General features: G+C 39.7%; 10 protein-coding genes. 4 read left to right on the top strand and 6 right to left on the bottom strand.

Annotation, left to right across the window (positions count from 1 at the left end):
- Nucleotides 1-21: 21 nt before the first annotated feature.
- The 5 genes from HCZ11_RS01435 to HCZ11_RS01415 all read right to left on the bottom strand — a co-directional run bounded on the left by HCZ11_RS01435 (nucleotide 22) and on the right by HCZ11_RS01415 (nucleotide 9450).
- Nucleotides 22-2553 carry a glycoside hydrolase family 3 protein gene (locus HCZ11_RS01435; RefSeq protein WP_167657427.1) on the bottom strand — a complete coding sequence of 844 codons (2532 nt, stop codon included), beginning with the start codon at nucleotides 2551-2553 and terminating at the stop codon, nucleotides 22-24.
- 37 nt (nucleotides 2554-2590) lie between these two features.
- Nucleotides 2591-3367, bottom strand: a complete 777-nt coding sequence (locus HCZ11_RS01430) for a family 16 glycosylhydrolase (RefSeq protein ID WP_130052858.1) — start codon at nucleotides 3365-3367, stop codon at nucleotides 2591-2593.
- Nucleotides 3368-3433: 66 nt separating this feature from the next.
- Nucleotides 3434-6124: a TonB-dependent receptor gene (locus tag HCZ11_RS01425; protein ID WP_167657426.1), complete on the bottom strand. Its 2691-nt coding sequence runs from the start codon at nucleotides 6122-6124 to the stop codon at nucleotides 3434-3436.
- Nucleotides 6125-6357: 233 nt separating this feature from the next.
- Nucleotides 6358-7107 carry a subclass B1 metallo-beta-lactamase gene (gene bla / locus HCZ11_RS01420; RefSeq protein ID WP_167657425.1) on the bottom strand — a complete coding sequence of 250 codons (750 nt, stop codon included), beginning with the start codon at nucleotides 7105-7107 and terminating at the stop codon, nucleotides 6358-6360.
- Between the two features lie 243 nt (nucleotides 7108-7350).
- On the bottom strand, nucleotides 7351-9450 hold the full coding sequence (locus tag HCZ11_RS01415; RefSeq protein WP_167657424.1) for a TonB-dependent siderophore receptor: 2100 nt from the start codon (nucleotides 9448-9450) through the stop codon (nucleotides 7351-7353).
- Between the two features lie 208 nt (nucleotides 9451-9658).
- On the opposite strand from HCZ11_RS01415, the gene HCZ11_RS01410 reads away from it, so the two are divergent.
- From HCZ11_RS01410 to HCZ11_RS01395, 4 genes are all read left to right on the top strand, one after another.
- Nucleotides 9659-10396: a DUF4198 domain-containing protein gene (locus tag HCZ11_RS01410; protein ID WP_167657423.1), complete on the top strand. Its 738-nt coding sequence runs from the start codon at nucleotides 9659-9661 to the stop codon at nucleotides 10394-10396.
- Nucleotides 10397-10761: 365 nt separating this feature from the next.
- Complete coding sequence (locus HCZ11_RS01405) at nucleotides 10762-10974, top strand: DUF2061 domain-containing protein (RefSeq protein ID WP_167657422.1); 213 nt, start codon at nucleotides 10762-10764, stop codon at nucleotides 10972-10974.
- A 400-nt stretch (nucleotides 10975-11374) separates the two neighbouring features.
- Nucleotides 11375-12412 carry a flavin reductase family protein gene (locus HCZ11_RS01400; RefSeq protein ID WP_167657421.1) on the top strand — a complete coding sequence of 346 codons (1038 nt, stop codon included), beginning with the start codon at nucleotides 11375-11377 and terminating at the stop codon, nucleotides 12410-12412.
- Nucleotides 12409-13470, top strand: a complete 1062-nt coding sequence (locus tag HCZ11_RS01395) for an acyl-CoA desaturase (protein WP_167657420.1) — start codon at nucleotides 12409-12411, stop codon at nucleotides 13468-13470. The genes HCZ11_RS01400 and HCZ11_RS01395 overlap by 4 nt, the downstream gene beginning before the upstream one ends.
- 307 nt (nucleotides 13471-13777) lie before the next feature.
- Here HCZ11_RS01395 and HCZ11_RS01390 read toward each other — a convergent pair whose 3' ends face one another.
- Nucleotides 13778-14632: a DUF417 family protein gene (locus HCZ11_RS01390; RefSeq protein ID WP_130052866.1), complete on the bottom strand. Its 855-nt coding sequence runs from the start codon at nucleotides 14630-14632 to the stop codon at nucleotides 13778-13780.
- Nucleotides 14633-14669 lie beyond the last annotated feature (37 nt).

The following is a 14669-nucleotide window of genomic DNA, read 5'->3' as shown; positions in this document are numbered from 1 at the left end:
GCCCATCAGCCTTACTAAGATTTAGTCAGAGCATGTGAGTAAATAAGCATCTGCATTTGGTTTACTAGACAGTGCTATATCAGCAACAGCTAAGCTGGCAGCCTTTGCTGAAACATTTAACACCTCTGCCACCTTTGTCGTATTATTTAACGCAGATGTACAATTTAACGGTATGGCTAACGTATGCCATTTCTTATCATTCATCAAGGCTTCTATTGATTCAAACTTAATGTTGCGCAAGCAATTTCCTTCATTACACATTACTTGCAATTGAGCCTGATTACTTGGCGCAGTGTTAATTCTCATTTTAAGTTCAAGAAAACCAGATTTACTCGCATCACTCAGTACTTCAGGCAGCTGATAGCTTAAGCTCAAGGTTGCTTTTTTTGCCCCAGCTCGCCAAATGAACTGTCTTGCATCTTCCTGATAAGACAAATTAACAGACTGCATTAACAAGCTGGTACCATCACCACTGGTTGCCGAAGAGCCCGTTGTTTCAATGGCTGCTGTTTTTGAATCTTTCAGTTCCCACACTAAGTTCTCTGAAAGTCCTCTTACAAATAAAGGCTTAGCGTCATCATTTGCCACCTTTTTAGGTGTTGTATCTTCACTTAATAAAGGCACATTAACCGTGTCTTGATAAGTTAATCCATAATCATAAGCAAATAATGGATCATAAGTTTTGTCACCTAGGTTTAATGTGTATTGCGTATCATACTTTGGCCATGAAAAGCTTAATTTACCAGAGAAATCAAACTGAGTGTTACCCTTCGCATCTGTCAATAACACATCTGCTACCCCCTCACCTTCTGAACCCGGTAACCATGCAGCCACAAATGCATCAGACGCATTGAGCTCTTTATTTACCCAAAGCGGTCTACCGCTTAAAAATACGGTGACAACTGCAATACCATCAGCCTTTAATTTTTTCAGTAATGCAAGATCAGCTTTTGTTTTATATTGATATTCAAGAAACTCGATATCACCGAACCATTCTGCGTAAGGTTCTTCGCCTATAACAACAATCGCTACATCTGGCTTAACGGAGTAGTTTCCCGCTTCGTTTAGTTCAATTTGACCACCAGCACTTTCAACTTGCTCCTTTAAACCGGCATAAATTGACGTTGCATTTGGGAAATCGTCATTAGTGTTGTCTGTGCCTTGCCATGAAACACTCCACCCACCCGCTTGCTTTGCAATACTATCGGCACCATCGCCAGCAACTAATATCTTGCTTGTTGCTTTAATAGGGAGTATTTGGTCATTATTTTTTAATAACACTAATGACTTACGAACAGCTTCTCTAGCGAGCTCACGGTGCTCAGAAGCGCCTAACCATTCAGGATGCTGTGATTCAGAACGGCTTGATGGTTTACCTCTTGAGAAAGCTCCCCATCTAATTTTCGCTCTCAAAAAGCGTCGAACAGCATCATTAATTCTTTCTTCAGAGATAGTGCCATCTTTCACTTGCGCAACCGTGTTATGATAAAAGGCCTCAAAGTGCTCAGGGACCATGATAACATCGACACCGGCATTAATAGCAGCAGCACATTGCTCTAAATCACAGCCTTCAACAAATTTATGGGCATTCCAGTCGCTAACTACAAACCCATCAAAGCCCATTTGCTTCTTAAGTACATCAGTTAGTAAATATTTATCACCATGCACACGTTGGCCATTCCAGCTGTTAAAGGACGCCATAACTGACTGAACCCCTTCATTTATCGCTGAAAAATAGCCTGGACTATGAATGTCTCTTAACCCTTTTTCATCAATAATAGTATTGCCACGGTCTATACCTCGCTCGGTTCCACCATCACCAACAAAGTGCTTTGCTGTTGCAATACGATTTGTCGCTTTTAAGAAATTATTGTTGATGCTACCTTGAATACCAACAACCATTTCACCGGCATACTCTTTAACTAAATCAGGGTTCTCAGAATAACTCTCATACGTTCTGCCCCAACGATCATCTCTGACCACTGCGACAGTGGGAGCAAAACTCCATTCTATTCCAGTTGCAGAAACTTCTTTTGCTGTAGCTTGACCGATACGTTTAATTAGATCTTTATCTCTGGTTGCACCTAAACCAATGTTATGAGGAAATAACGTAGCTCCATAAACATTACTATGTCCATGCATTGCATCTGTGCCCCAAATCGTCGGGATTGCAGCCCCATCTAATGAAGCATCTACTGATGCCTGATACATCTCATCTGCATATTGAAGCCACTGCTTCATCGAGGCACGTTTATTACCATAAGGCGCGGTGTTACCTCCATTTAAGTACGATCCAAAGCCATACTTGCGCATTTGCTCGACACTTAAATAACCGATTTCAGGTTGAACCATTTGCGCTACTTTTTGCTCAATTGTCATCGTCTGAATGAGCTCGTCAACCTGCTTCTCAACAGCAGGGTCTTGCTTAAGTTTAGTGTTTACATCAGGCCATTTTACGTGACCTCCCTCGACAGCAAGCGGACACTGAGTATAAACAAGTCCAATCAAGGCTAATGGGCTTAATACAAGCGGTGAAAATTTAAATCTAGACATTTAAAACCTATAAAACAACACGTTGAAAATTAAATGATTAATTAGGTATGTATTCAATAAAGTCATAATATACCCATGATGAAGTGCCATAGTATTGACCAGGAAAGTAATTGGCTTCTTGTGAGTTATCGCCATGCCAGTGATTGATCATAATCTTGGTGTTATCCACTGGCCAAGCGTAGGCTGGTATCTCATTATTTGCGAGCACACCATCACCATTATCTTTATAAACGATACGAATAGTTTGCTCTTGGCCATTGGCATCATAAAGATACCAACGAATAACACGACTGGACCAATCGAAACCTATCATCAGCAAGTTTTCACGATAATCGAGCCCATATTGACTTAGGTCGATGTCTTGCTCCCAGCTCTGATATACCCCACCTTGCGGCTGATAAATAATATTTGTGTGTACAACATTGCCAAGAGAAGGCAGCAGTTCAATATCAATTTCTTGCCATGCTCGACCTGGGCTATCCCACCATGATGTGTAAGTAAATATCGATGAAACTGTACCCGCAACATTTCCTGATTTTAAACGACCTTGTATTTTGCCATAGCTATAAAACTGATTACTTTGTAACTCTGAGCATGTGCCCTGCGATAATGACAGCGTTAAACCATGTTCACTGGGGCTTTGCATATTAGGTTGAAAAGTACACCCAAATGGCGTGCCATTATTGCCTTGTCGTGCAGTCCAAATACTGGTGTCGTAACCCCAAGAAAAGTTATCTTTAAAGTAGTTAGCACTTAGACAAGGGGATAAAAATGCGATACAGAAAATTGATATACGTAGCCAAAACTTTTTCATTTTTTTGCCTCATAATCTGTTTAGCTCTCATATTGCTGAGCAATATGAGAGCGCTTAGTAGTAGGGTTAAAATGAGAAACCGGCTCTAACACCATAATATCTCGGCATACCGAAACTACCTTTTGGTACACCTTTGCTTGTGTTGTTCCAATATTGAATAGTCTCATCAGATGCGTTATTGATGAACAGCTCTGCATACCATTTTTGACTTTGCGGCTCATATTTCAAAGAAGCGTTATAAACCGCGAATGCATCTCGGCTATCATCGATATACTGTGTCGCTTCGTCTGAAACAGCAAAATCCATATCATCTAAATGCTTATCAAGGTTCCACACCGTTGAATACGATTTATCTTTCCAGCTTGCGTTAAACCAGCCATGAATAAAGCCATATTCACCTAAATTGAACGTATGCGTATAACTAATATTCGCAGTGTATTTAGGTGTCATTGCTAGATTGTTACCCTTGAGGTTAGTGGTTAACAATGTGTTTTCAGGATCTTTTGATTCTTCATAAGAGATATCGAATAGATACTCAGAATCATAGTCCCACTTGGTATTCCAATCTTCCGTAATTTTAGCATCAGTCCAGGTTACGTAACCTGTGATACGACCATTTGGATATGGTTTCCAGTCAAATTCGAATTCAATACCTTTAATCGTCGATGCTGGAACATTCTGCGTGTAATATGCAATCACGGGTTGATTTTGATAATCAAGAAGAGGCTCGCCATCATCACCTAAAATCGGTGTTCCGTTGTCATCTTCCACAACTGATAAGCGTTCAACATTACCAATCGAACCTACCGATGCGTACTGCATATCGGTATAATCTGTATAGAAAAAAGCAGCTTTTAAGTTAAGTGAGTTATCAAAAAAGCTTGATTTAGCACCTAGCTCCCACGTTAATACTTCTTCTGGGTCAAACTTCGTTTCGAATCGTGTAACATCACCGGTTCTATCGTTAACTACTTCGTATACATCACCAATACCGCCCGCTTTAAAGCCACTCGCTAAGTATGCATAAAGCATGGTTTCTGATGAAATGTCATAATCTAAGCCAACACGGAAGTCATGATGCTGCCAGCTTCCTTTGTTGTCATTTTCAAAGTAAGACGCATAGATAGATGGGTCTTCGTAATAGTCGACTGGAAGATTATTTAGTTCTGTTCTATTTAACCAACCTACAGCACACCCATCTGCATTTGAGCATCGATACGTTCTGCCGCCTTTGTCTTGCTTTGTTTCATCACTAAAACGATAGCCTAAAGTTGCATGTAACTTCTCAGTTAGTTTGTATGTTCCTTGACCAAAAATGGCAAATGCATCTGTTGAGCGATCCGGTTGGTCCCAAAACGCTTTATCATCCATTGGATTATCATAATAACCCACTGTTGTTGTTTTTTCGTGGAAGTAATTTGCCCCCACAATCCATATAAAGTCACCGTACTCATCGGATTGAAGTTGTAATTCTGTTGAAAACGATTCAGCCCCAGTGCCGTCTAGGAAGTAAGTGGCACCATCCCAAGGGTCAAGTCCCACTTCACTGTCTTGTGCTGACTCTCTTTCCATGTCTTCATAACCCATCAACCACACAATATTGTATTCATCATTTAGGTTATAATTTAACGTGTTGCGAAGATATGTGATATCTAAATCTAATTGTCCTGGGACATTCACGACAGCCTGATATGTGTTATCACTTGGCAAAAAGTTTGAGCAATCACCTCCCATTTCAGCTGGGCGCCCTCTTAACTTATCACAGTTAACTAAATCAAGATTATTGCTGCTGTTGTTTACGTACTTTTGGAAAACCGTGTGGTTTGAGAAATTACCATTTAATGGCTCCCAAAGTGTACTGATACGAAATGAATACTCATCGGCATTATTATAAAAATCACTTTTATCCGCTGGTGTTAATGCGCGAACTTTTTGTGCTTCAGGGTCTGTACCAGCACCATCAATCCACCAGTTTTCTCTTTGAGTGACAGTTTGACCCACGCCTTGATATGAGTCTTCAGATATTACTGGGGCATTTAATACATCATCAGAGAGCCTGCGAGTATCGTATTGGTTAGGATCGTAGTAGCCTTCTAAGTAGGAGTCACGCTTCAAACCTTTTGCAGCGAAACGAACTGCAAACTCCTCATTAATTGGAATATTAATCATGCCATCAATGTTTTTACTGTTGTACTTACCTGCTTCAACATTCACATTGCCAAAGAAGTTTTCAAATTGTGGCTTTGCAGATATGACATTGATACTACCCACCGTAGAGTTTCGGCCGAATAAGGTACCTTGCGGACCTCGCAATGCCTCAACACGGTCAATATCATACATAAGTGCAAGTGCACCTTGCATTCTAGGTGAATACACACCGTCTAAATGCACACCAACTGCTGGGTCACCAAGTTCTGTAAGGTTGGTAGATCGGACCCCACGCATTGAAATAACAGGTGCTGATTGATCTGTTGCTGTTGAGATATCAAGGCTAGGAACAAGGTTCGCAATATCTTTAATATTATTAACACCATTCTTTTTAAGCTCAGCTTCTGTTAGCGCCGTAATTGCTACGGGTGTTTCCATCAACTTTGTTTTACGCTTTGTTGCCGTAACAGAAATGATTTCTAAGCCACTTTGCGGCTCTTTTGCTATTTTATTATCTGTATCCAGCTGATTTTCGTTTTGTGCATGTACAGGTAATGAGCAAGCTAAAGCGACAGCAGCTGCTAATGCCTTTTTATTTATTGTGTGCATATTTAACCTTTAGATGTGTGTTCAGATTTAAAAGAATTTACTTTTAATTAACAGTATCTGCAGGTTCATTTTTCATTACCAGCCAAATTCGGCAAGGCGAGTTTCAAATAATACAAAGCGAATTTAAAGTTACTTTCAAGCGAGATTCTACGTACTTTTTTGGCGCGCAAAGCACAAGGGAGAAAGCGGCCTTAGAATGTTCAATGTGAGCCTAAAGCCGCCATAACCTATACCTATTTGAGATGATCGGTTATTAATTTTTCTGTATGTGAGAGTAAATCATATCCACCAACAGCGCCATGTCCAGGGACGACAATCACTGCACTTTTAAATTTCCTTTTTAATTGCTTTGTTATATTAAGCCAAGAGTGTATGTCACCATGAACTAGGTTACCTACAGATGATGACTGAAGTGACCGAACTGCGCAGCCACCAAATAAGATTCTTTTTTCAGGTAACCACGCCATAACATTGTCCATTGCATGCCCAGGGCCTGGAAAAAATAGTTCAAGAGAGCCAAATTTAACAACTGAATCTGCTACTCTAAGTTCTTTGATAATATTGTTAGGTACTGCCGCGCCTTGCTCTATGGTTAACTGAGCAGTTAATGGATGAGCAAAAACATTGATTCCCTTAGACTCAAGTACATCGACACCAGCAGCTCGGTCACCGTGCGCATGCGTAACAAATGCTTTGCTTACTGGCAGTTTTATTTCTAAGCTAATTGCTTCGAGTAAATCTAAAGTGAGTAATTCCCCCCACGCTGTGTCGATAAGGGTTAAACTATCTCCTTCTTTCACAATTAAGCCATTTGAGGGAAATTCTGTACCATTTGGGTAAGTATAATATGATGTATGCAGCCATACCCCATCAGCTAACTGGGTTATAGAAACCTGATTTGGCCTGTTTTCTTGCGCTGAAACCTGAAAGCTATATATTAAAAGAAAGAAAATAAAACTACCGAATATCCTAAATTTCACCATTGCACTATATCCCTAAATTAAGACATAAAAATATATTATAATTAAAGTGATAAACAAATAGTAATATAATTATACAGAAGCTTTTATTTCTATAACTATAAGAAGCACTATGTATTCGATGATAAGAAAAAACGAACCCAAAGGTTCGTTTTTGTATTTAAGTCAAAGAATGTTCTGCAAAACTTTCGCTCAAGAATGCAGGCAATGACTTTGGAGTCTAAGCAAGTTGCAATTAAACCTACGTTAAAAATTATATTGTAAGCTAACCTTATAATTTAATGGCTCACCTGGTTGGGTCCAAATTGCAGAGTATGAATTAGCGTAATAGGTTTTATCCAATACGTTATTTACAACAAACTGTAAGCTCAAATCATCATTAACATAGTAGTTTGCAAACAGATTTACCAAAGTATATGAAGGCAAATAATAGCTAGGGTCAATCGCTTCACCTAGCCGCTCCCCAACATATTGAACCGACACACCAACTGTTGAGTTCGAATCGATTAAATCACTTAGCTCTCTCTTAATACGCACATTGGCACTATGTTTTGGAATGTTTAATAAAGGGGTGCCTTTTGGCAAACTAACCCACCAATCGGTATTAACAGTATCTTTTGCTGTTTTAGCATCGGTGTAAGTATATGCAAGATCAAACGAAGTTTGGCTAGTAATATTACCGTGTAAGTCTAGCTCAACACCTTCACTCGTAACCTCGCCTAGAGCCCTAGATACACCTGCTTGTACGTCAGTGCTTAACATGTTGCTCTTTTGCGCATTAAATACTGTAAAGCTACCACTGACAATGTCTGTATTAAATTTAACTCCAACTTCAATAGAGGTTGTTTCCTCAGGCTCAAATGCTTCTCCATCAGCATCGAAACCACTATTAGGTCTAAAACCTTCAGAATAACTGCTATAAAATTGTAGATCTTCAGAGTGAGCATATACTAAACCTGCTCGAGGGCTGAAGGTGCTTTTGTCAGCCTCTGAACGCGTTAAGTTTTTATGGTTATCAATTCTTTGATCAAACCAATCGTAACGACCACCAATTTGCATTTTCCATTTTTCAGTGATGTCGACTTGGTCTTGAATATAAATACCATAGCTATTCTGTACTTCTGTGGTGTCGAATAACAGAGAACCTTCAGGCGCCGTTTTACCGTACTCAGGCTCATACATATTTATAGCGTAACTCGTGTCATCAAGAGTCGGGCGATATCTGTACCAAACTTTATCAAAATCAAACTTACTGGCATCAGCACCAATTAAAAGGTGATGAGTGAAACCTGCAGCTTTTATACTACCGCTAAGCTCTGAGCGTGCAGATATATAGTTAGTTTGAAAGTCACGCTGGTTATGTTGTCTGCTCAGTGTCACGCCATCAATGAAATATACTTGTCGGCTTGGAGCAAGCTCAGCATCACTTGATTCGCTTAAAAACTCTGAATCGCTATAACTAATACCTGTTAGAAGCGACCATTCTCCTAATTGATGCTCAAGGGTAAGCTGATGAGAAATAGCCTTAACTTCTGTAGGTTTATCACTTGGCTCACCTAAAAAAGTTTCAATGGGTAGCGCATCAATTTTACCATCTACAGCAACAATACCTCGATCGAAAGTTAAACTTTGATCAACGTACTCTAGCTCATAATTCAACTTCGTTTTATCTGAAATTAGCCATAAAATTGAAGGCGTTAATACAGTTTTTTCTGATTCATGATAATCTCTAAAACCTTCACTATCTTCCACAGCACCATTAATTCTAAAAGCCACTTGGTCCGTAATTGCGTTCGTGTAGTCGCCTTCAGTGCGATAACTTTGCCAGCTACCGGCAGTGACTTTTACATAGCCTTGTTGTGCAAACTGCGGTTTTTTTGTAATGATATTTATCGTACCGCCAGGCTCAGAGCGTCCATAGAGTGCAGAGCCTGTTCCTTTCATGATTTCTACATAATCAATATTACTCGTATCACGAACACCGCTAAAGCTTCGCCCAGATGAAAAACCGTTAATTAAAAAGCCTGATGGAATATTCTCATCACCCACTAAACCTCGTATTGCAAAGCTTTCCCATAAACCACCAAAGTCATTTTGTTCTGAAATACTTGGGGTTAAATCGAAAATGTCACTTAAGGTGGTTACACCAGCCTCATTGAGTGTGTCTGATGAAATAAACTCGACAGATTGTGGTTGCTCATTTAAAGGAACATCCCCACGAAAAGCTTGCCTTACACCCGACACTGATATTTTTTCTATCTCTGATGGCTCTGTAGTGGCATATACGGAAGATGTAAAAATTGCGCTAATCATGATTGAAAGGGCTGATTTTTGATATCTGTTCATTCTATCTCTCAGGTATGAATTGTAGTTATTCAATAAAGCTTGTAGTTATTAGGTAAAGATTTACATTATCCATCATTTGAACATGCAATTAACAATACTTATCATTTGCAGTATGATAAACAATTAAACCACTGAGAACTACCCTCGCAAACAACAGAAATTAAAAAACTCAAATTAACGCTTAATTAATAAACACTTAGAGAGAAGAATGAACAAAGTTACTTTAGCCTGCATTACATTAGCCATATCAATTTCCAGCATTTACAGCGCAAAAACACAAGCACATGCAATATGGTTTGCTGAGCGCTCATCACAATTAGCACTGATATATGGTGAAGGTGCACAAGATTTAGACACCGTTAAGCGCCAAGACAAAGTTAAAAGAGTTACTGGTTATAACAAAAATTGGCAAGAACAAAGTGTAAAACTTGTTGAGTCAGGGCATATGATGATACTGAGCGATAACACGGTTTATGCTGTTACAGGAATGCTCGATAACGGTTTATGGAGCAAAACTAAAGATGGTAAATGGTTTGCAAGTGGCCGCGACCAAATCCCTGATGCAGTTTTAAGCGAACATACAAAAAAACATGCTGTACATTTGCGTGGGCCTCTTACTAAAATTCCTCAACTTAAAGAACAACAGTTACAAATTATCCCAATAGGAAAAAGCTTTTCAGATCAGAAAGGTGCATTAGTTAGTTATCGCATACTATTTAATGGTAAGGCAGTTCAAGGCGCTAAAGTGATTAATGATATTGTGAATGACCCAGATCAAAAGCCCCTAATAAGCAATGATGAAGGCATCGTGACATTGCCACTACGCAATCAAGGCTTAAACGTAGTCGCCGCTATATATGATGAAAAAAGTACAAATCTCGCTGTATTTGATAAGACCGAGCACTTAGCAACACTTTCATTTATTTTACCCCATGCAGCAGAGTAGTTTTTAAATTAGCTAGTTGCACTCAAGCAAACCGCTGTGGGTCTAGACTTTCAAAAAGTCTGGGCCCTCTAGAACGTTGAACGCCCCCTTCAAAAAACAAGTAGCACACAACTCACTCACAGCCATCAAAAATCCATAAATATATTTACAAACAATGCATTAGAACTATCGCAATAGAAAAGTAAATTGACGAAAAGCTCAAAACTTCTTCATCAATGTGCGCATATTGACTTGAAAATTAACAAGCAACACTGGGCACAACCATTCTATTTAATAAATCACTACAATCTTATTATTCCATTTTAAAGATTATAAATGATGAGCAATACTAAACTCATCAAATTATGAGAGTTGGGGTATTCAAAATGGTTAAGACAGTTACTTTTGCAATGATGCACTTCACAATCGCTTTTACAGTGACCTACTTTTTAACAGGTAGTTTTTTAATTGGTGGCCTGGTCGCCATTGTTGAGCCTGCAGTCAATACGGTTGCGTTTTACTTTCACGAAAAGGTTTGGCGTAATCTAGAAGGTAAGGATGGCTTCAAACGAAACCCAGATGAGATAATGTTTGCCTAGCTATTAACTAGGTTGGATTGACTCCCAATACAATGAACCCCCTCATCTTACACCTCAATCTGTAAATTAAGCTTTGCCCCAACGTCGGTGGCAGAGCTACAAACTAAAACGGTTAAAGTCTTTCTCAATTAATAGCCGAAAATACTTCTTTGTAAAAGAACTCAAGGCTTCTTTTCTAGATACATGCCAACTCGGGTTAGCTTTATCAAGCATATAGCAATGAATTTAAATGAAAAACCAGCAATTTTCTCAGCTCTTTTTATTAAGTTTAAATTCTCAAAAGTTGGATTTCCCCGCCAATTTAGAGCTAACACTCAAATTAGACTTGAAATTATCTTTTTTCAGCTTACACTCGTACGCCTAGTGAGCGTACACTTGTAAGCTAAAGGCAAAAAAAAGAATGTTATTAAATTCATTATCAAAACATTTATTGCATCATCAATCTTGGTCAGGATACTGGGAACCTGTGCTCCAGTGCTTTAAACCTGGCTGGCGCGATGGGTATTTTCGCGCACAACTAAAACATGTACACGTGTTTGCTGAACAAAGCATCGAGCTGATTATTGAGCCAGAAAAAGCATGGCCAAATCATCAAGCAGGCCAGCATATTGCGTTAACAATACAAACGAACGGGCGACTACTGACTCGCGTGTTTACCATCGCAAGCGAACCAAAATTGGCAAAGCAAGAGCGACAAATTCGTTTATTGATCCGCAGCCAAGAGATTGGCGCATTTACGTCAAAGCTAGCAAATTTGAAGCCTGGACAATGGCTTAATATCTCTGAGCCTAAAGGCCAGTTTGTTATGCCAAATACCGCGCGCTCTATAATTATGCTTGCCGGTGGCTCTGGCATTACGCCATTTATAGCCATGCTTAAGTCTTTACCGGCTGATAGCAAACAAACCATTTCCCTGCTTTATTACGCAAAGTCGAACAGCCACTGGCTTAAAGATGAGCTTGAACAACTAAAACAATCACTGAGCAATTTTGATTATCACTTACTTGAGCGCAGCAAAGACGGCGATGCGACGACATGGCTGACAACAAACGCGCATAAACACTGGTTAGTCTGCGGCCCAGCTGCTTTATATAAGCAAGCTGCCGCTTTAGCTAAGCAATTAAATACGCCTATCGACAGTGAGCATTTCAGTGCAGTCCCTGCTGTTTTAGCAACCCCTGATAAGCACGAACTAACACTCACTCATCAGGGCAAAACATTCACTATTGATAACCAACAAACCTTACTTACTCACTTACAAGCGAATAAGCAACCTGTGACAGTTGGCTGTGGTATGGGAATTTGCCATCAATGCCAATGCGTTAAAAAGCAAGGCATCGTGCGTGATATTCGCACCGGCGAGCTCTCTGATAGCTCAGAGCAGTTAATTCAACTTTGTATATCGCAACCGGTCAGTGACGTGGAGTTATCAGCATGAAGACAACAAAAACAGTCAATTTTGAAAAATTAGCAGCTCAACTCGATAGCGTTAAAGCAGATATAAAATCGAAACTGGGTGAGCAAGATGCGAAATACATTCGCCGCGTTATTGTTTGCCAGCGTGTGTTTGAATGGAGTGGCCGTATTCTCTTAATGCTAGGCTTTATTCAGCCTGCTTTATGGATAGTCGGTGTGCTTAGTTTAGCCACTGCAAAAATTCTCGATAACATGGAAATTGGCCATAATGTGATGCACGGCCAATATGACTGGATGAATGATAAACACATAAATTCAAAGTCTTACGAGTGGGATATAGCGTGCGATGGTTCAAGTTGGAACCGCGTTCACAACTACGAGCACCACACCTATACAAATATTATTGGTAAAGATCGTGACTTCGGCTATGGATTACTGCGTTTATCTAATGACTTTCGTTGGCGGGTAAAAAACCTGTGGCAATTTATCACTTACCTTTTGCTAAGCGTGCTGTTCCAATGGGGTGTGTCGTACCATGAAATGGCTGCCGAGCGGGTATTTTTCGGTAAGAAAAAAGATAACCGTGATTACACGGTATCGCATAGCGAACTCAAAAAACGCTTTTTTAGTAAAGGAGCACGCCAGTTAGTGAAAGACTACCTGCTTTTCCCTCTGATTGCCGGCCCTTTATTTTTGTGGGTTTTAACGGGTAACCTAGCCGCAAATTTATTACGTAACCTCTGGACCTCTACGATTATCTTTTGCGGGCATTTCACCGGTGAAGTTGAAACATTTAAACAGCAAGACTGCGAAAATGAATCGCAAGGCCAGTGGTATTACCGCCAAGCGTTAGGCTCATCAAATATCAAAGGGGGTAACCTGTTTCATGTAATGACAGGACATTTGAGCTATCAAATAGAACATCACTTGTTCCCTGATTTACCTGCAAAACGTTATCGTGAGATTGCTCCTAAGGTGCAAGCTATCTTTAAAGAGCACGGCATCAATTACAATACAGGCAGCTTCTTTCGCCAGTACTTTTCTGTTGTAAAACGGATTGTGCGCTACTCTTTTCCGTAATTTCAAAAACGCCAGTGCATTGCACTGGCGTTTTTATTTTTAATATCATGGTAAGGAATTAGCTTTAAAAATAGGTTCATTAATTTCTAACTGTAATTCATCATCTGCTGCTTGTTCCGCGAAAGTTAAAGCTGTATTTGCAAAGTTTAGCGCTTGGGCCTAATCAGGTTTCTCTAAGTAGTTTTCTGCAATCGCAAAATTAATAGATGCATCTTATGGGGTGGCAGACAAACAACTCGTGAAGTTGCTCCACAGTGGGATCTTGGTAATTAATCCTAAACTATGGTTAAAGTGAGGCCTATCTAAATTATTGTGCTATTTCATTAGTTGTATTATTGATTACCGCTAGGTGATAAATAATCACTAAGTTCGCAATAAACCACAGATCTTTAATCACAAATTGACCAAGTCCAGCTAAAACCGTCGTACTGCTAAGCGCATTCGGCGCGGTAACTAAAAATGTTTGCGTCATAATAAAAACAGCGCAACAGGAAAGCCCTGCCAACACTATTAACTTGTTATTTTTGAGTAATAAGCCAACACAAAGCAACAGCACACTAACAATGTCAAACACGCCAATCGCATTCGATGCGCCCTGCACACTAAAAACCTGATACAACCACGACATGAATGGTGATGTTTCAACAAGCGTTACAATCCCCTTTGCCTCAAAAGCAAAAAACTTCATTGCGCCTATCCAAACCAGCACTAAAGCCACTGAAGCATAATTCAAGGTAATATGCGCTTTATCACTTAAAGCATCTTTGTAAAACACAAATAAAAATAGCGGAATTACAGCAAAATACTTAATGATCCCCTGCCCTGAACCAATCACAGGAAAGCCCCCTTCACTTGCAAGCCAACGATTAGCGCCAAACAACGTAATCAAACAGATCAGTGATATAGCAAATGCAGTGATGGTCGGAAGTGCCCTATTAATAAACCCTAAATGAGAATGAAGGCTGGTAATGCCAACAAAGCAAAATGCAAAGCCTGCGATCATACTCATGATGTGAGCTGGCACCTGAGAGTCTAATTTATAAAACGAAAAGATACTGCCAATGGCATTGGGGTTTGCTCCCAAGATAAATGACAAACCCAATAGCGAAAAACTGATGGTGATAAGTGCAATCACTAAATTATTTGATGTACGTAAATTCATACAAACCCCTTTCTACTGATTGTTTAAAAGACCATAG

Source organism: Pseudoalteromonas sp. HF66, assembly GCF_011806445.1.
Lineage (GTDB): Bacteria > Pseudomonadota > Gammaproteobacteria > Enterobacterales > Alteromonadaceae > Pseudoalteromonas > Pseudoalteromonas apostichopi.
The sequence above is the reverse complement of the archived record's forward strand: the minus strand, read 5'-3'. Positions and strand labels throughout refer to the sequence as shown.